Raw genomic sequence first — 18,342 nt, 5'->3', positions numbered from 1 at the left:
ATGGACCTCAGCCGGCGCCGTAAGGTATCTTCCCACGTCGAGACCAGCTCGATGAACGACATCATGTTCTTTCTGATGTTGTTCTTCTTGATTGTGTCGACGATGGTAAACCCCAATGTAATTAAGCTCATGCTGCCCAATGCCCGTTCAGGCAAGCAAGCCATGAAGCAACCCATTACTATTTCCGTGGATGCTACCGGTCAATATTTTATCGACCGGCAAGCTACCACTGCATCGGAGCTGGAAACGCAGCTCGCTAGCCGCGTGCAAGGTTTGGAAAGCCCAACAGCAGTGCTGCGTGTGGATGCTTCCCTGAACGTGCAGAAACTGGTAGATATCCTGGAAATTGGCAACCGACTCAAAATAAAAATGGTAATGGCTACCCAGGCCCAGCAGTCTTCCGCGAAATAGCTCGGTCGTCACTAGCTGAACCGGATTACTCGGATTTGTCGTTATAGAGAAGCACCCAACGCCCCGTTTGCCGTTTCCGGAACGGGGCGTATTGTTTGAATGCCATTGCTGCCGATTGGCCTTTCTTGGCTGGGTAGCGCAACTTAATGCCTCCGCCTCATGGCTACTGAATACCGCGAAGAGCACCGCAAAGAAGCACTGCTAGGTACCGTGATTTTTCACGCGGCGCTGGCAGCTTTGTTCTTCTTTACCGTCTTTAAAGGCCCAGACCCACCCTTGGAGGCACTGGGGGGCGATGGCGTAGAGCTGAACTACGGGGTTGACGAAGTAGCTCCGGTGACATTCAAAGCCAGGCCCCGGCCAATGAATCGCAAAACCGCGAGGACAGCCGCCCACCAGCTGCCCAGCCTGACCCTACGCCTCCGCAACCCGTAGCTCAGCCCGACCCAACTCCGCCGGCTGAGGAACGCGTTGTGACAAGTGAAGCGGAAGAAAGTCCCGTAACGGTTCCGCCGGTGGAGAAGCCTGCGCCCCGCAAAGAAGAGGTAGTCGTTCGGGAGGCACCCAAGCCTAAGGTAGACCAACGAGCCGTATTTACGCCGCGCGCTTCCAGCAGTGCAGGCGGCGGCAATGGGGTGAATGGCACCAGCAATGCCCCCACTGGCAACAACAACGGCGACAACCCTGGCACCGTGGGCGACAAGGGAGACCCGCGGGGCACCTACGGTGGCAGTGCTTATTCCGGTGAGCCGGGTAAGGGTGGGCGGGGCACTAGCCCCGGTAGTGGCGGCCTCGAAATGGCAGGTTGGGCCGTCGTCAGCAAACCCAGCGTTCCGGCCTTGGACAATAACTCGGGCTTTGTGCGCTACCGAATCAAGATCAACGCCGACGGTGAGGTAGAAGCCGTCACCAAAGTTTCGGGCAACGTGTCACCAGCTCAGGATAAGGTGTGCCGCGATGCGCTGGCAAACGTGGAGTTTCGCCGTACTAGCGATGCAGAAGGCGGCGCCACGGGCTATTACACGTTTCGTTTTACCGTGCAGTAAGCACCCCGAAAAACTACATGCGAAGCCGTCAGTTGGAGGATTCCGGCTGGCGGCTTTGCTTTTCCAGTTCGAACGCGACCTTTGCACGACCAACGGAGGTAGGCAAGTAGCCTAGTTCCCATCGGTAGCCTTCCGTTCTGTGCGCCATGTGTGCACGTTCCTACTATCACCGCCATGACCTACCGCGAGACCCTCGATTTTCTGTACGCCCAGTTACCCATGTTCCAGCGGGTAGGAGAAGCTGGCTACAAACCAGGGCTAGGCAACACGGAAGCCCTGGCTGAATTGACTGGTCACCCTGAGCAGCAGTTTCGGAGCGTGCACGTAGCGGGCACCAATGGCAAGGGAAGCAGTAGCAATTTGCTAGCGGCGGTGCTACAGGCGGCGGGCTATAAAGTGGGGCTTTACACTTCTCCTCATTTGCGTGAGTTTACGGAGCGCATCAAGGTGAACGGACAGGACGTGGCACCGGAGTACTTAGTGGAGTGGGTAGAGAGGTGGTGGCCGTCGTTTGCGCAGGTGCAGCCCTCATTCTTCGAAATGTGCGTGGCCTTGTGCTTCTGCTACTTTGCTGAGCAGCAAGTAGACGTAGCCGTAATTGAAGTTGGGTTGGGCGGACGGCTAGATTCCACCAATATCATTCGCCCTCTCGTTTCTCTCATCACCAATATCAGCCTCGACCACCAGCACTTGCTCGGCAACACGCTACCGCAGATTGCGGCAGAAAAGGCGGGCATCATCAAGGGCGGAGTGCCCGCCATCGTTAGCCAAACCCAGCCGGAAGTAGAAGCCGTGTTTGTGCAGAAAGCCGCTGCCGAGAGTACTACGCTTCTTTTCGCCGACCAGCGTTACCACGTAGAACTGGTTGCCCCGCCCGCCCCCGATGCCGACGCCCAGCTGCTGCGCATCACTCGGGAGGGGATGCCTTACCTCGACAATGTGGAGCTAGCGCTGGCCGGGGACTACCAGCGCCTAAACCTGCCCGGTGTATTGGCCGCGCTGGACGAGTTGCGGCAGCAAGGCTTTATACTGCCAGAAAGTGCCGTCCGGGAAGGGCTCCGCGAAGTCAGCCGCCTTACCGGGTTCCGGGGTCGGTGGACCATTATGGGCCGTCGTCCGCTAGTTGTTTGCGACACGGGCCATAACGAAGCCGGCCTGCGTTTCGTGACGGCGCAATTGGCGGGGCTGACCTACCAGAAACTTCATTTTGTACTCGGAGTAGTCAACGATAAGGATGTGTCGAATATGCTAAAGCTGCTGCCGCGGGACGCAACGTACTATTTCTGCCAAGCTACTATTCCGCGGGCGCTACCCGCAACTGAGTTGGCCGAGCGTGCAGGGGCAGAAGGCCTCCAGGGTATAGCATACGGCCCGGTGCCGGTAGCCGTAGCCGCCGCCCGGGCCGCTGCCGGAGCCGATGATGTAGTATTTATTGGGGGCAGCACGTTCGTAGTGGCTGAAATCGAAGAGCTATAACAGCCTGATTCTTGGCGCATGATCAGGCGCTGAGCTTGCTTGCTACCATTGGTCTTTCTCCTGACCCCGGGTGGTGCACTAGCAGATAGTGGGGAGGGTACCGTACTTTTGCTGATGATTTACTGCATGATATTGTGCGCTACGTGCTGTGCTTAGCATGCACTGGCAAGCTTAATGCGCATGCTAGCCCAGTAAACAACTCTCTTTATCACCGCACAATTTCACTTTTCGTGAGTCGCATCAAACTAAAGCGCTTTGCTGACAACGCTGGGCGCAATGACATCGTCGAGCCAGGCAAAGACAATTACCAACAGCTGGGCGGGCACTGGCACGAGAACTTCTTCCATAACCCTAACCCAATTACCTTGGAAGTAGGGTGTGGGAAGGGAGAGTACACCGTTGGGTTAGCAGCTCGTTACCCCGAGCGCAACTTCCTCGGGCTCGATATCAAAGGGGACCGAATCTGGCGGGGTAGTCAGCGGGCCGAAGAACTGGGCCTGACCAACGTGGGCTTTGTGCGAACCCGCGCCCACGATCTGCTGACGCATTTTGCCCCGGGTGAGCTTCACGAAATTTGGATCACGTTTCCCGACCCAAGGCCCCGCGACCGAGATATTAAGCGCCGTCTAACCGCGCCACGCTTTCTGGATCTGTACCAGCAACTCCTCCGGCCGGGTGGCCTCGTGCACCTAAAAACCGATAATGAAGGGCTGTTCGACTACTCCCTGGAAACGGTGCAAGCGCGCCCAGGAGTTACGATTCTGGCCCACACCAAAGACTTATACGCTACGCCTGACCTGCTGCCTCACGCGGAGGACATCGTCACCAACTTCGAGAGCAAGTACCGGGCCCAGGGCGTACCTATCAAATACCTGCAGTTTCAACTAAGCTGAGTAGGGGGCCTGCCGCGGTGGTAGGCCCATTCTTCACTTCTACTACCGTCCTGGCGTATGGTACCTGCCGTAGTGCCCAACACGTTGCCCTTATTCGCGGAGCTTGACCGGCTGCTGTCGGAGCTGTTGCGCCGTCTAACGCTAGCAGAGTGGGAGCAGCCCACGGTGGTGCCCGGCTGGCGGGTGCGCGATGTAGCCCTGCACCTGCTGGATGGTAATTTGCGCAGTATGTCCATGCTGCGCGACGGGCACTTTGGCGGTCCGGGCCCCGCAACGTCCGCCTATGCCGACGTGGTAGAGTACCTAAACGCACTGAACCAAACCTGGGTAGCCGCAGGGCAACGGCTTAGTCCCGCCGTACTGGCATGGCTGCTGGAAGTGAGCGGCCCTGCTTACACGAGCTTCCTGCATTCGTTGGATCCGGCCTCGCCCGCCCAATTTGCAGTAGCCTGGGCGGGCGAGGCTGAGTCTACCAACCATTTTCATATAGCGCGGGAGTACACGGAGAAATGGCACCATCAGCAACAAATCCGCCAAGCGATGGGGCAGGAAGCTGCGCTACTGCTGCCCACACTGTACCATCCGTTTCTTGCTACTTGCGTGCACGCACTACCCCACCACTATCGGGCGGTGGAGGCTGCGCCTGGCACCACGGTGCAGTTTACCATAAGTGGGCCGGCGGGCGGCACGTGGTTTCTCCACCGAAGCTCCAGCCGCTGGGAAGTAGGCTGCGAATACGTGGGCAGTGTGCAGGCCACCATTGACCTACCAGAAGCGGCAGCATGGCGGCTGTTTACTAAAAGCCTGCCCCCGGCCGAAGCCGCTGCCTACCTTACCTGCCAGGGGCCAGAAAGTCTTACTAACCCCGTGTTCTCCTTGCTAGCCATCATGGCGTAAGCGAGGAGACGCTAATCCAATTCTAGGGCTTCGAATACGGCTTCCATCTCCTCAAAATCGCGCAGGCCCGGCTTTATCTCGTCGCCACCGTCGAGTACAATGCCTGCTGGCCGCACGCTCTCCGCGAAGTAGCGGATGTTAGTAGGGGCGTAGCCCGCGCCCAGCCAAATAGGATAGGTCCGAGCCTGCTCGGTAAGACGAGTAAGCTCGGCCGAGTTGGGCAACTGGGCGGGCGCCGCCGCCAGCACAAATCCTTGGTAGAGCGAGGCCTGCTCCCGAAAGCGCAGGTCTACATCCTCGGGGAGCATATCCGGAATCCAGCGCATGAGCTTGAGGGCGGGCACCGTAAGGCGAGCCAGTTCCTCGGCCGGGCGACGCTGGTGCAGGAGCACCGCGTGCAACCCGCAGGCCTGAGCCAGCGCGTTTATTTCTTCAATGGGCAGCCCATCAAACTCCCCCATGAGCTGTACGCCCGACACCCACCCGCTAAGCTCGCGCACGGCATCTGGGGTAAGGTGGTCGGGCCAGGAGGGGTCGAGGCGGAACGTTAAGCAATCAGCTCCCATGCCCGCGCAATAGCGGGCGTCGGATAGGTTGTTGATGCCACGCACCATGACGGGTATGATGAGGGCCATAGAGGCAAAACTAAAAGATGAGCAGGAGAGAAGACGCCGCCCGGCCATGGTAGCCCGGCGTAGCGGGTGCAATATTCGGGGAAATTTTGGTTGCGCGGCTGCTTTCGGCAATTTACTACGACTCGGTTGGCGGGGCAGAGGTACATCAGCGTTTCTAACTTCTTCCTGAAGGGCACCTATTTGCTGGGTTGCTACCTTCTATTTTTCAATTCCCGTACCTTTGCTGCTTCGGCCGGAACCTTTCACGCTTCGGGCGCAATTTTATTCACGTATGAATACAACGAAAGGACGGGTGCTTGTCGCTATGAGCGGCGGCATCGACAGCTCCGTAGCAGCCGTGCTTCTGCACGAGCAAGGCTACGAAGTGGTTGGGATGACCATGAAAACCTGGGATTACGCCTCGGCGGGCGGCAGCAAGAAGGAAACGGGCTGCTGTTCCCTCGATAGTATCAACGATGCCCGCCAGATTGCGGTGGAGCTGGGTTTTCCCCATTACATCATTGACATCCGCGACGAGTTCGGGGACTTTGTCATCAGCAACTTTACGGAGGAATACTTGGCGGGTCGTACGCCGAACCCTTGCGTATTGTGCAACACGCACATCAAGTGGGATGCTCTACTACGCCGGGCCGACCAGCTTGGGTGCGAGTTTATTGCTACCGGCCACTACGCGCAAGTACGCCAGGAAAATGGCCGCTACGTCATCAGCAAGGGGCTAGATGAGAACAAGGACCAAAGCTATGCCCTGTGGGGAGTAACCCAGGAGAGCCTGAGCCGCACGCTGTTTCCGCTGGGGCAACTGCGCAAAACGGCCATCTACGATTTCGCCCGCGAGCGAGGCTTTACCGAGCTTGTGAACAAGCCCGAGAGCTACGAAATCTGCTTTATCCCCGACAACGACTACCGTGGTTTCCTGCGGCGCCGGGTGCCGGGGCTGGAAGAGCGCGTAGCCGGTGGTGAGTTTGTACTGCGCGATGGTACGGTGGTAGGCAAACACGAAGGCTACCCCTTCTACACCATTGGCCAGCGGAAAGGCTTGGGCGTGGCTTTGGGCTTTCCGGCCTACGTCACGGCTATTGACCCCGACACGAACCGGGTGGTGCTCGGCAATTTCGATGACTTGGCCAGTACCCGAACGGTAGTAGGCAAGCTCAATATGGGCAAGTTTGCTTCTTTAGAAGGGCGAGGCCTTGTGCCCAGTACTACCAAGATTCGCTATAACCACGATGGTTCTCCGGCGTTTCTGGAGCAAAAGGGCGACAAGATTTACGTGTATTTTGAGCAGGCCGTGCACGCCGTCACGCCTGGGCAAGCTGCCGTATTCTATGACGGCCAAGATGTGCTGGGCGGTGGCTGGATTGAGCGTCATACCATTGGTGAAGCAACCGAACCAGCGGAGGTAGCCTTGGCTGCCGAATAACTAGAAAGCACCTCCCAAACGTGGGCATAGGCCCGATTTTTGAACGGCTCGGCAATCTGCTACGTGGAAAGCAGGTGCCGGGCCGTTCTTTTGTGCGCCCACTCCTTCGTTTGCCGTATCTTCCGGTCGAGTTTATACTTTATGCACAACCCTTACTTCTTCGAGTTGAAACGTACGCTACGGACCCTGCTGGCGCTGTCGGTTACGGCGGCAACCCTTGCTAGCTGCGAAAACACTACTGATGCGGGTCCGGAGTTAGGGCGCGAGTATTACCCCCTTGCCGTGGGCGCCTACCGCATTTATGACGTAGCCGATACATCCTATTCCAATTTTACGGCTACTATCCAGCGCTACCAGTACAAGGAAAAAGATTCTACCCTGGTAACGGATGCGGCCGGCCTGCCGGCCTACCAGGTAGTGCGCTACCGCCGGGCCGCCCGTAATGAGCCCTGGCGCTTTGATAGTGTGCTCTTAGTAACTCCCACGGCCCAAGCCCTGCAAGTGCAGCGTAGCAACCTGCGCACGGTGGAACTGGTGTTCCCGGTGCGGGAAGGGCGCACCTGGAATCAGAATGCTTTCAACAGTCGAGACTCGATTACGGCCGAGACCCGCTTCTATAACCGCGTAAACCAGCCCTTCACTTACAGCAATGGGAGCCGCCAGTTTAGCTACAACGAAACGGTAACTACCAGCAACCTGTTTGGCCGGGGCGAGGTCAACCTCTTCTACGCTACGGTGCGCCGTGCCGTATACGCCAAGGGGGTGGGCCTGGTGTACCGGGTGCGTCGGGACTTCGCATTCTGCGACAATAGTCCGGGGTGCATACCAAATGCTAGCCGGCCTAACAGTGGTCGGTCGCGGTGGGAGGTGCTAGTGGAATCTGGCAAATAACGCCATATTGTTGCCCGTAGGATTCTACGGAGGCGGATTGCACAGTTGCTGCCAGCTGGGGCAGGGTAGCGGTTCAATAGTGAACAACTCCCATACCCACTCTGTTGCCAGATTCTGCAAGTGACAGCGCTCTATTATAGGACCAAGGACCAATATAGTGCGCTAAGATTCGACCCTCTCTATAGCCAGATTTGCCTCTCTAGGATAGCAAATAAACTAGGTATAAAAGCCCAGCCGGCTTTTACTTCGTATCTTCCGGTACGCTACTTTCTGATCTGAATGCAACTCTCCCACCTATTGTTACTTGCGGGATTGTGGACGAACTCGGAGCCAACTCCGTCCGCAGCACCTGTCTCGCATAATACGCCAGTTGCCCCCACGCAAACTACGGGCACCATGCGCAAGCACCTTGTCTACTTTCGTGATAAGGCGGGTTCGCCCTATAGCACAACGCAGCCGCTAGCCTTCCTTTCGGCGCGGGCTGTTCAGCGCCGTCAGCGCCAGAATATTGCCGTGCAACCCCGCGATTTGCCGGTCAACCCCAGCTACGTGCAGCAGGTGAAGGCGGTGGCTGGTGCACAACTCTGGTACACCTCGCGTTGGTTCAACGCCGCTATAGTAGCCTGTGATTCGGCCACGCTGCTGCAGTTGCAGGCTTTGCCGTGCGTGCGTACGGCCAAAACGCTTAACCGTGGGCTTCCGGGTTCTCGCAAACGCGAGGTTGGCGAACAACTGCCGGCTGAGCAGCGGGGAACCCGCGCGCAGTATGGGCCGGCCTACACCCAGGCCAACATGATTGGCGCAGTAGCTATGCACGATGCGGGCTACCGAGGCGAAGGCATGCAGATTGCCGTATTTGATGCCGGCTTTACGGGAGTGAATACCGCGGCCGCCTTTGCGCCGTTGTTTCAGGAGCAGCGGCTGGCCAGTACGTTTAACGTGGTAGAAAAAAACAATGCAGTGTACGGGCGAAACAGCCACGGTACCAACTGCCTTTCTACCATGGCCGCTAACTCGCCTGGTTTTTACATTGGCACGGCGCCCCAAGCTACCTACCGTCTTTTCGTTACGGAAGATATTTACTCGGAGCATCCGGTAGAGGAAGCCAACTGGCTGGTGGCCGCTGAATACGCCGACTCCGCAGGCGTCGATATTATTAGTTCCTCGCTAGGGTACAATACCTTTGATTATCCTTCTGTCGACTATACCTACAACGACCTGAACGGGCGCACGGCCCTTTCTACGCGGGCTGCTACCGTGGCGGCCCGCGTAGGGATGCTGGTTGTAAACAGCGCTGGCAACGAGGGCAGGAATACCTGGCGCTACATTACAGCCCCCGCCGACGCCGACTCTATCCTAACCGTTGGTGCGGTCGACTCCCTGCTGAATCGCGCTTACTTTAGCTCAATGGGTCCCACGGCCGATGGGCGTATCAAGCCGAACTTGTCGGCAATGGGGCTACAAACGGCCATTATCAGTCCCTCGGGGGCTGCTACGCGTGGTAGTGGTACTTCCTTTTCGTGTCCGGTGCTGGCGGGTATGGCGGCGGGCTTCTGGCAGGCCAATCCTACGCTTACCGCCCAGCAAGTGCTCGGCTACTTACAACGCTCCGGAACCCGCGCAACTACTCCCGACGACCAAGTGGGCTATGGCATTCCTAGCTTCGTGCGGGCGTATAACCTGGCTAACCCAGGCACTCCTTTAGCGGCGGGGGCACCTGCTGGCCGGCAGGAATTGATTATTTATCCCAATCCGGCGAAAGATGATGAACTGTACTTGCAGCTGGCGCCTGCGTTTCAAGCCAGAGCCCTTCGCGTGCGCATCTTCGATGCCCGTGGGGCCTTGGTTACGGAGCAGCAGGTAGCGGCAACTACGGCGGCGGAGGTGCGCTTGCATCCGGGCGTGCTCACCAAAGGGGTGTATACCTGCACAGTGAGTACAGGAAAAGAACAGCGTACCCTTCGCTTCGTAAAGCTATAGAATATAGCCTCTACCACGCAGCTTGGCAGTGAACTTACTACCCGCTCAACAACTGCAGCGGGGAACAGAATGCGACCAAGTACGGTGAAACTACGTTATTTGGTTAGAGCCACCCTTACCGAAGGTGGTTTCGATATCTAGTGAATTGCTTACGACCATCCTACAGGCTATGACTCCAACACCGTCATCCTCACCCGATGCCTGGGCTGCCCAAGTAGAAGTGGAGCGGAGCCGCCGCCAGCAGGCGGAAGAAGCATTGGCCGCCGCTGAAGCACGCATTGCAGCACTGGAACAGCAGATTGCCAAAAACGCCACGCACAGCCAGTTTTGTCAGCAGCAGTTATCGGCGCTGGTGGAAAATATGCGGGTAGGATTGCTCTTGGTCGATCATGAGGGTACAATTCAGCTAGTAAATAGCTACTTCCGCGAGCTGTTCAGCTTGCCCCCTGAGGTGCCTATTGCCGAGACCTATCCTCCCATCCCGGCCAATACAATTGCTATTGACCAGGCTTTTCAAAACCCGGAGGAATTTGGTGCGCGCGCCCAGGCCATCCATGCGGCGGGGGAGACGGTTCTCAGCGAAGAGTTTCGGCTGGCTAATGGCCGGGTGGTAGAGCTAGACTATTTAGTGTTGGATAAGGTGCAAGCGGGTCGTCTTATCTGCTACCGCGACGTGACGGAACGCCATCAGCGCGACGCGCAGTTGCGGACGATTTCGTACATCCCCAAGCAAAGCCCCAGTCCTATTCTGCGGCTGACGGCCGCGGGAGAGCTGCTGTATGCAAACCCCGCGGCTGCGCCGCTGCTACAAGCACTGGCAGCTGATGCGCAAGGCCATGCCCAGCAACAGCTCACTGCGCTCGTACAACAGGCGCTGACGATGGCGGACCCCATACAGGCAGAACTAGACGTGCAGGGCCAGTACTATCTCCTGACGGCTATGGCCGTGCCCAATGAGGAGTGTGCCGTGCTGTACTTCACCGACATTACAGCTCGTCGGCAAGCCGAGCAGCAAGTAGTTGAGCAGCGCAAGTTCTACGAAACTATTCTGGAGCAAGTACCCATTGCCGTAGCGGTTATTGATGCTGACTCACGCTATCTGTTCGTAAATCCCTCCGTGGAGCCCGACCCGGAAATCCGGCGCTGGATGATTGGCAAAACAAATGAGGAGTCGTGCCAGCACCGGCAGCGCCCCGCCGCCATTGCCCAGCAACGCCGCCGTGCCTTCCGGGAAGTGCTGAGTGGAAAGTCGGAAATGACTTGGGAGGAGACAATAGAAAAGGGCCAGGAGCAGCGCTTTTTTCTGCGTCGTTTGAGTTCCGCAGTGGGCCCAGATGGGTCCTCACAACTGCTAATTAGCTCAGGAATTGATATTACGGAGCGTAAGCGTACTGAGCAGCAAATGGCGCAGCAGCAGCAGTTCTACGAGGCAATTCTGAATCTGCTACCTGTTGATATTGCCGTGTTTGATGCCGAGCACCGCTTCCTATTCGTCAATCCATCCTCTATTTCTGATCCTTCCATCCGGCAACAGGTAATTGGCAAAACCAATTATGAGTACATGGCGGCCCGGCGGCGGCCTATGTCCTTGGCGGATCAGCGCCAAGAACACTTCGAGTCGGCCGTGCGCACCAAGACTGATGTGTCGTGGGAGGAGACGTTGACGGGGCCTAAAGGGGTTAAGCACATTTTACGCAACTTCCGTCCCATTTTTGATGCGAGTGGTGCCTTGCAGCTAGTAGTAGGCTCCGGTATTGATATTACGGCGCGCTACGCGGCAGAGGAAGGCCAGCGCCAGGTAGAAAGGCAACTGCGGGAGCAACAAACGTTTGTCCGGCTTATTGTGGACGCCCTGCCCGATGTGGTGTACGTGAAGGATGCCAACGGACAAGTGGTGTTTCGTAATGCTGCCTTTGATGCGCTGGCGTCACGGAGTAAGCAGCACTGGCAACCCACGGAGGAGCAGAGCATTGCCGTGCAAGAGGAGCTTTGGCAGATTCGGGTGTTGAACAAACAAGTGATGGCTACCAGCCGCCCGCTGAAAACGGAGATGTCGCTTACCATGAGCCGAGGCGAGCCGTGCCACTTGCAGGTGTATATGTGTCCCATGGCCTCGGCCGATGGCAGCCCGGGAATACTCACGGTAAGTACTGATATCACCAACCTAAAGCTGGCGCGCCTTGCCCTCGAGCAACGGGAAAAACAGTACCACGACTTAGTACGCTATTCCCAGGCGCTGATTTGCACCCACGATCTGGAGGGTACCCTGCTGACGGTGAACCCCGCCATTGAACGGTTGTTGAACCTGCCCGCTGCCCGCCTCATTGGCCGCAACATTCGCGAAGCCATTCCGCCCGAACACCAGTCTGCCGTAGCCGACTACCTGGCTAGTACAAATCAGCCCACTACGGAACCCCGCCTGATGACCATTATGACGTCGACTGGGGAGAGGCGCTACCTCCATTACTACACGTATCAAGTACGGGAAGCAGACGCCGCGCCTTACGTGGTCGCCTCCGGCTACGATGTAACTCAGGGTATCCGCGCTGAAAGAGCTTTACTTCAAGCTAAGCAGGAGGCCGAGGCCAACGCTCACGCTAAGGAATCCTTTTTGTCCCGCATGAGCCACGAAATCCGAACTCCTCTCAATGGCGTGTTGGGGATGGCCGTGCTCCTGGAGAAAACAACGCTTACCTCGCAGCAGCAGGAATACCTGACCACCATGCAGCAGGCGGGGCAGCACCTGTTGGCCCTGGTGAACGATGTGCTGGATATGGCCAAAATCACTACCCACCACTTACAAATTGATCAGGCTGAGTTTGACTTGGTAATGGCTTTGCAAAGTGCCGGGCAAACGGTAGCAGCCTTGGCTACCCAGAAAGGCTTGACGCTGCTGGTAGAGCCACCCACTGCGGCAATGCCCCGTGTGCTGGGCGATGCCTACCGCTTGCATCAAGTCCTGTTGAATTTGCTTAGCAACGCGTTGAAGTTTACTACCCAGGGTAGCGTTCAACTCGGGGCAAGCGTACTGGCCGATGTGGCTGAGTCCCTGACGGTGCGGTTTTGGGTGCAAGACACTGGCATTGGCATTGAGCCGGAGCACCAGGAACGCATTTTTGATGCCTTTACGCAGGCTAGTGCGGCAACTAGTTATCGTTTTGGCGGAACGGGATTGGGGCTTGCCATCAGTGAGCAACTAGTGCATCACATGGGCGGTTCGCTGCTGCTGTGCAGCACGCCGGGCGAAGGCACTACCTTTTCCTTTACCCTTACCTTGCCTCGGGTACATGCTACCACAGAGGCGGCTGTTCCGGTGCCTATTAACTACGAGGGCTTGGAAGGGTTGCGGGTGCTGCTGGCAGAAGATAATGTGGTAAACCAATGGATTACGACGGTGCTGCTGGAGCAGCGGGGCGTGCTAGTGTATGCCGTGGGTACGGGCACGGAGGCGCTTGCCCAGTTGGAAACCAAGTCCTACGATGCCGCGCTACTCGACATTCAGATGCCGGGGCTGAGTGGGGTAGATGTGACCCGTGCCGTCCGGCAGCACCCAGATGCTGCCCGCGCCTCCGTTCCGCTAATTGCGCTTACCGCAAACGCCTTTGACGCGGACCAGGAAGCGTATTTGGCGGCCGGAATGAACGCGTGTCTGACCAAGCCTTTTGAGGAAGATGACTTGTACCGCTTACTCTTGCAGGTAACGGCCACCGCTACTAGTCAATAGCTGCCTCATAGCCAGTGAAATGCCGACGCTAAGTAGCCTACAGGCTGTAGATGGGGCGGTTTTGGGAAGTAAGTTCAGTTCTTGTGTTTGCTATTTTGGTTAGATTGTTGCAAATTTAATTAGTCAAAGCGCAATTATTCGTCGTTCGTCTTTGTTGATTCTGACAGCGGAAACGCTGTTTTTCTTACTCCCAATTCTTTTTCAAGATGTTACAAATGATGGTCTCCAAGCGCATCGGGCGCCGACAGTTTCACTTCACGGTGCAAGGCGCCAATTTCCACGAAGTGGTTGCCGAATACGACCGGCTGAGTTTCCCCGATGTGCCCAAGTGTGGCCTCTGTGGCTCCGATAATCTGGACCTCACGGCCCGGGTAGCGCAGGATAAATTTAAATACACCTCGCTTAAATGCCTGGACTGCCGCGGCGACGTTACGTTTGGTAAGCGTCAGGACGATGATCAGACGGTATTCCTGCGCAAAACGGAAGACGGCAAACTTGATTGGCGCGCGTGGGAAAAACCCAGCTAATAGCCTGCGGCTGTTGCCTCGTCCATATTGGTTTGTAGAAACAGAGGCGCCTGAACACTATTGGTTCGGGCGCCTCGTTGTTTTTATAGCGCTTAGTAAGTCTCAACTAGAGTAGCAACTAGCCACGTCGTTTCTTGGCTACATCCGCTCGGCTTGTTTATGTGCACCTCACGCCAAACTGCTACTTTCGTGGTATGAACTCTACCCGTCGTATGGCTCCGCTGCTGGCGCCTTCTTTGCTCGCGGCCGATTTTGGCAATCTGCAATCTGAATTGGAACGCCTAGCCGACAGTGCCGCCGATTGGCTGCACTTCGACGTGATGGACGGCCGCTTCGTGCCCAATATTTCGTTTGGCCTACCCGTGCTGCAGGCCGTGCAACGCCACGCCCAGCAACCCATTGATGTGCACCTCATGATTGAGGAGCCTCAGCACTACCTTAGTGCCTTTCGCGACGCTGGTGCTGCCAACATTACCGTGCACTACGAGGCATGTACGCATTTACACCGCGTTATTCAGCAAATCAAGCAGCTCGGATGCCGGGCCGGCGTGGCCCTGAATCCGCATACGCCCATTTGGGTGCTAGAAGATGTGGCTGCCGACTTGGACCTAGTGCTGATTATGTCCGTGAACCCCGGCTTCGGAGGGCAGTCGTTTATTCCGAACACGCTACGCAAAGTAGCTGCCCTCAAAGAGCTGCTGGTGGATAGTGGCTCGGCAGCCTGATTGAAATTGACGGGGGCGTGACCATGGATAACGCCGCCGCTTTGGTGGAGGCCGGGGCAGATGCGCTGGTAGCTGGGTCGTTTGTCTTTAACTCGCCCGACCCCGTGGCTACCCTGGCTACTATGCGCCGCGAGCTGGAAACGATAGTAGGCTCCGAAGATTAAGCGTACTTGCATGCCACACCCTTTCCTGTCTCGTTCGGCACTTGTGCTACGGTTAGCGCTAAGACCAGTAACGGGAGTCGGTGCACTCCTTGTGCTGGTGGCTCCCGCCGGGGTAGCCCAGCAAAATAGCCGCGTGCTGCTCAAGGGTATCATTCGCGACGCCGCGGGGCAGCCCTTGGAGCAAGTAAGTGTGGGAGTGGAGGGGCAACCCGGCGGGGGGGCTACTACCGACAGTCAGGGCCGCTTTACCTTGGGCGTGATATCTCCTGCAGGGGGAAACCCACCCGTGCTGGTGGTGCGCCGTTTGGGGTATCAAACCCAGCGCATCACCTTGAATCTCTCGAATCCACTGGAGCTTACCCTCACGCTGGCGGAAGACTCGCGGGCGCTGGGCAACGTGACGGTGCGTGGGCGGTCCACTGAAACAGATACGCGTGAGCAAGTCAGCATTATTCCGCTGGACCCGCGCACGGCCAAGGAAATTCCTTCGCCCTTCGGCGACTTTAATGCCGTGCTCAAAACGCTGCCAGGGGTAGTGAGCAACAACGAGCTGAGCAGTACCTACTCCGTGCGCGGGGGCAATTACGAGGAAAATCTGGTGTACGTGAACGGCTTCGAAGTGTACCGGCCGTTCTTGGTTACGGCCGCGGCGCAGGAAGGCCTCAGCTTCATCAACCCCGATTTAGTAAACCGGGTAGAGTTTTCTACTGGAGGCTGGCAACCCAAGTACGGCGACAAGCTGTCCTCGGTGCTGAGTATAGAGTACAAGGAACCGACTAGGTTTGGGGCATCCGTAACGGCTAGTTTGGTGGGCGGCTCGGTGCACGTAGAGGCAACTTCACCGAACAAGCGCATCAGCTACTTGGCGGGCGTACGGTACAAGAATGCCACCTACGTTCTCAACTCCTTACAGCAGCAGCAAGGGGGCTACAACCCTACTTTCTACGACGGTCAATCCTATATAAAGGCCGCCCTGGGACCGAAAGGCGACGAAAACAAAACCTCGCTGGGGTTGCTAACTACCTTCGCCCACAACGACTACCGCTTTAACCCGGAAAGTGGCCAAAGCACGTTCAGCACGAACACCAACCAGTTTACGCGCCTGTTTATTAGCTACGGCGGCCGGGAACGGATGCAGTACGACACCTATCAGGGTGGGCTCAGCCTGCGTCATAACTTTCGCTCCAATTTGCAAGCGGAACTGCTAGCGGGGCTGCTGTACTCGCGGGAGTTTGAGTACCGCGATGTGGAAGCCGCCTACCGTCTCGGGGAAATCAATACCGACCCGGATGATCCGGATTTCAACCAAGCCGTGCGGCAACGCGACATTGGTTCCCGCTTTGACCACTCGCGGAACTACCTTACAGCCCGGATTGCGACCCTCGAAACACGCGGCACTTGGACGCCGGGCACGGCCCACACGGTGCGCTGGGGCCTCAAGGCCGGACGGGAGAGAATAGTGGATGAGCTGAATGAGTATAGCTTCGTGGACTCGGCCGACTTTGTGCCCGCGGCCCGGCGCACGCGCCTGCAGTCTGACCTAACCCTGGAAAGCAGCCGCTACCAGGGCTATGTGCAGCACACCTACGCCCTGGATTCTTTGCGCACCCTTACCTACGGTGCCCGGGTAAACTACTGGACGGTGAATGGACAGACCACCGTGAGTCCGCGCGTGCAATACGCCTTCACATCCCGGCGCAATCCGCGCGTATCCTGGAAGGCGGCCGCAGGCGTGTACTATCAGCCCCCGTTCTACCGGGAGTTGCGGGCCCAGATTGGCCCGCCCCAGCGCCAGCAGGGACAACTCAACCTCGACCTGAAGGCCCAACGGTCCTTGCACTTTATTGTGGGCAACGAGCGGCGCTTTACCCAGTGGGGGCGGCCGTTTCGCTTCACGGGCGAAGCCTACTACAAGTACCTCACCGACGTAGTACCCTACGATATCGACAACGTCCGGCTGCGGTACTTTGCTCAGAACAACGCCAAAGCCTACGCCGCGGGTCTTGACGCCCGGGTAAGCGGAGAATTTGTGAAGGGAATTGAGTCTTGGTTTAGCCTCGGAATACTCACTACCCGCGAAAACATTGATGGCGACTCCATCACTACCTACGACGCGAACGGCAATAGTACGGGTCGGGTGCCCAAAGGCTATTTGCGGCGGCCTTCTGACCAGCGCCTTAACTTAGGCGTCTTTTTTCAGGATAATCTGCCGGGCAACCCCTCCGTGAAAGGCTACGTGAACTTGGTATTCGGCACGGGCCTGCCCTTTAGCCCACCCGGCCTGCTTGATTTGCGCGGAACTGACAAGCTCACCCGCAGCTATAAGCGAGTAGATATGGGCTTTTCCAAAGTGCTGAGTTTACGGACGACCGCGCCACAGCTCGGTGGTAAAGCAATGCAACTGCAAAGCTTGTGGGCCAGCCTCGAGATTCTCAACATCCTCGGTGCCGATAATGTAGCGGGCTATAGCTACCTACAGGATTTGAATGGTCGCATCTACGCCATCCCCAATTTCCTCTCGCGCCGGGTCGTGAATCTGCGCGTTATTGCCCGGTTCTAGGGCGGCCACTCAATAGGATAGGCAGGGTAGAATAGAACAGCGGGGAGCTACCGCAGTGCAGCCATCTGGCAAACGCGGCGGCAGCTCCCTGCTGTCGTTGGGAGGTAATGGTCGTGTTAATAGGCCTTCGCCTGCCACTCCGTGAGGGCGATGCGCATGGTAGGGAGCTGGTTCTTTACGGTCGAATCTTCCTTATCTACCAGCTTAATAGCTTTGCGAGCATACACCACAGCCGTCCCGAAATCTTGCTGCTGCGCCAGCAAGCACGCCTTAATCCAGTTGTTGGTGGCGGCATCCTGTAGCTTCAGCGACTCGTTGATGAGCGTGAGGGCGCGCTCGGGCTGGATATTGTTTTGCACCATGTAATCGGCGGCCTGGGCAAGAAGCTGCCAGTCGCCGGGCTTCTGCTGCAGTATCTGCTCAATGCCGCTGATAACCTGCTTGTGCACTTCAGTTTCGATGGGTAGCACCAACGTGCGCTTTTCCCACGTCAGGTTTAAGTGGGCTCCCGTGGGCTTTATTTCGGAAAACCAGTAGAGCAAGGTTTCGTGAAATGGGGCCGTCTCGGCCATTACTGGAATGCGAATGACGTCGGCCTTAGGGTCGTAGTTCTCGGTGCCCCAGTGGTTGATGACGCGGTTTAGCACCAGTTCCCATTCCTTATCGGCGTGGGGAAACACGTAGAAGGAGTACTGCCCGCCCGGAATCATTTGCCCGTGTAATACCACTGGAGTTGAAAAGCGAATTAGGGTGTTCTCATTCGCGCCGGCCCGCCATAATTGGTCGTAGGGCACCAAGCCACCCCATACGGTACGGTTGCGTACGGCAGGGGCGTGGTAATCTACCGTTACCTCCGTCAACCCTATCGTTTGGGTAACCACCGCGTGGGGGCTTGCTTGGGGTAGAGGCAGCTGAACGGGCTGAGCACTAGCCATGGACGCGGGCGCCGTGGGTACCCCCGCGCCGGGGCTAGCCGGCTGCACGGGGGCGGCG

The 18,342-nt window shown here is 57.4% G+C and carries 14 protein-coding genes and 1 pseudogene; 13 read left to right on the top strand and 2 right to left on the bottom strand.

The features are described from left to right. The 6 genes from VI25_RS18135 (at position 1) to VI25_RS18110 (ending at position 4,723) form a co-directional block, all read left to right on the top strand. Complete coding sequence (locus VI25_RS18135; protein WP_045689531.1) at positions 1-411, top strand: ExbD/TolR family protein; 411 nt, start codon at positions 1-3, stop codon at positions 409-411. A gap of 159 nt (positions 412-570) precedes the next feature. Beyond that, complete coding sequence (locus VI25_RS18130; protein ID WP_045689530.1) at positions 571-846, top strand: hypothetical protein; 276 nt, start codon at positions 571-573, stop codon at positions 844-846. 80 nt (positions 847-926) lie between these two features. Next, complete coding sequence (locus VI25_RS18125; protein WP_152981691.1) at positions 927-1,457, top strand: hypothetical protein; 531 nt, start codon at positions 927-929, stop codon at positions 1,455-1,457. 150 nt (positions 1,458-1,607) lie between these two features. Continuing rightward, entirely contained in the window at positions 1,608-2,933 is a 1,326-nt protein-coding gene (locus VI25_RS18120) for a bifunctional folylpolyglutamate synthase/dihydrofolate synthase (protein WP_316934362.1), read from the top strand. A 230-nt stretch (positions 2,934-3,163) separates the two neighbouring features. Beyond that, positions 3,164-3,826, top strand: coding sequence for a tRNA (guanosine(46)-N7)-methyltransferase TrmB (gene trmB, locus VI25_RS18115; RefSeq protein ID WP_045689540.1), 663 nt, complete (start codon positions 3,164-3,166; stop codon positions 3,824-3,826). Between the two features lie 57 nt (positions 3,827-3,883). After that, positions 3,884-4,723, top strand: coding sequence for a maleylpyruvate isomerase N-terminal domain-containing protein (locus VI25_RS18110; RefSeq protein ID WP_045689528.1), 840 nt, complete (start codon positions 3,884-3,886; stop codon positions 4,721-4,723). Between the two features lie 11 nt (positions 4,724-4,734). On the opposite strand, the gene VI25_RS18105 is transcribed toward VI25_RS18110, so the two are convergent. Beyond that, positions 4,735-5,358, bottom strand: a complete 624-nt coding sequence (locus tag VI25_RS18105) for a hypothetical protein (protein WP_045689527.1) — start codon at positions 5,356-5,358, stop codon at positions 4,735-4,737. Positions 5,359-5,629: 271 nt separating this feature from the next. Here VI25_RS18105 and mnmA point away from each other — a divergent pair, with 271 nt between their 5' ends. The 7 genes and pseudogenes from mnmA to VI25_RS18070 all read left to right on the top strand — a co-directional run bounded on the left by mnmA (position 5,630) and on the right by VI25_RS18070 (position 17,349). Then, positions 5,630-6,778, top strand: a complete 1,149-nt coding sequence (gene mnmA, locus VI25_RS18100; protein WP_072144853.1) for a tRNA 2-thiouridine(34) synthase MnmA — start codon at positions 5,630-5,632, stop codon at positions 6,776-6,778. Positions 6,779-6,919: 141 nt separating this feature from the next. Beyond that, a complete protein-coding gene (locus VI25_RS18095) occupies positions 6,920-7,669 on the top strand; it encodes a hypothetical protein (RefSeq protein ID WP_045689525.1) in 750 nt (249 codons plus the stop codon). A 396-nt stretch (positions 7,670-8,065) separates the two neighbouring features. Then, positions 8,066-9,649, top strand: a complete 1,584-nt coding sequence (locus VI25_RS18090) for a S8 family serine peptidase (RefSeq protein WP_045689524.1) — start codon at positions 8,066-8,068, stop codon at positions 9,647-9,649. A 169-nt stretch (positions 9,650-9,818) separates the two neighbouring features. Next, positions 9,819-13,373 (top strand): PAS domain-containing protein, encoded by a 3,555-nt coding sequence (locus VI25_RS18085; RefSeq protein ID WP_052695383.1) that lies wholly within the window; start codon positions 9,819-9,821, stop codon positions 13,371-13,373. Positions 13,374-13,588: 215 nt separating this feature from the next. After that, a complete protein-coding gene (locus tag VI25_RS18080; protein ID WP_045689523.1) occupies positions 13,589-13,900 on the top strand; it encodes a hypothetical protein in 312 nt (103 codons plus the stop codon). A 212-nt stretch (positions 13,901-14,112) separates the two neighbouring features. Further along, positions 14,113-14,789 (top strand): annotated as a pseudogene (gene rpe / locus VI25_RS18075) (ribulose-phosphate 3-epimerase). A gap of 10 nt (positions 14,790-14,799) precedes the next feature. Then, the gene (locus tag VI25_RS18070; protein ID WP_052695382.1) at positions 14,800-17,349 is read left to right on the top strand and encodes a carboxypeptidase-like regulatory domain-containing protein; all 2,550 of its coding nucleotides are present in this window, start codon (positions 14,800-14,802) and stop codon (positions 17,347-17,349) included. A 116-nt stretch (positions 17,350-17,465) separates the two neighbouring features. Here the strand turns inward: VI25_RS18070 and VI25_RS18065 are convergent. Next, on the bottom strand, positions 17,466-18,342 hold an 877-nt coding region (locus VI25_RS18065; protein WP_055562712.1), incomplete at its 5' end, for a DUF2911 domain-containing protein.

It is taken from the genome of Hymenobacter sp. AT01-02 (assembly GCF_000961955.2).
GTDB classification, from domain to species: Bacteria; Bacteroidota; Bacteroidia; order Cytophagales; family Hymenobacteraceae; genus Hymenobacter; species Hymenobacter mucosus.
This window is presented reverse-complemented; position numbering and strand designations above follow the sequence as displayed.

What these genes read in the sequence shown, in the direction of transcription:
- VI25_RS18130 (WP_045689530.1), top strand. Translation starts at nt 571, where the DNA reads ATGGCTACTGAATACCGCGAAGAGCACCGCAAAGAAGCACTGCTAGGT.
- mnmA (WP_072144853.1), top strand. Translation starts at nt 5,630, where the DNA reads ATGAATACAACGAAAGGACGGGTGCTTGTCGCTATGAGCGGCGGCATC.
- VI25_RS18110 (WP_045689528.1), top strand. Translation starts at nt 3,884, where the DNA reads ATGGTACCTGCCGTAGTGCCCAACACGTTGCCCTTATTCGCGGAGCTT.
- VI25_RS18135 (WP_045689531.1), top strand. Translation starts at nt 1, where the DNA reads ATGGACCTCAGCCGGCGCCGTAAGGTATCTTCCCACGTCGAGACCAGC.
- VI25_RS18080 (WP_045689523.1), top strand. Translation starts at nt 13,589, where the DNA reads ATGATGGTCTCCAAGCGCATCGGGCGCCGACAGTTTCACTTCACGGTG.
- VI25_RS18095 (WP_045689525.1), top strand. Translation starts at nt 6,920, where the DNA reads ATGCACAACCCTTACTTCTTCGAGTTGAAACGTACGCTACGGACCCTG.
- VI25_RS18085 (WP_052695383.1), top strand. Translation starts at nt 9,819, where the DNA reads ATGACTCCAACACCGTCATCCTCACCCGATGCCTGGGCTGCCCAAGTA.
- VI25_RS18105 (WP_045689527.1), bottom strand. Translation starts at nt 5,358, where the DNA reads ATGGCCCTCATCATACCCGTCATGGTGCGTGGCATCAACAACCTATCC.
- VI25_RS18090 (WP_045689524.1), top strand. Translation starts at nt 8,066, where the DNA reads ATGCGCAAGCACCTTGTCTACTTTCGTGATAAGGCGGGTTCGCCCTAT.
- VI25_RS18070 (WP_052695382.1), top strand. Translation starts at nt 14,800, where the DNA reads ATGCCACACCCTTTCCTGTCTCGTTCGGCACTTGTGCTACGGTTAGCG.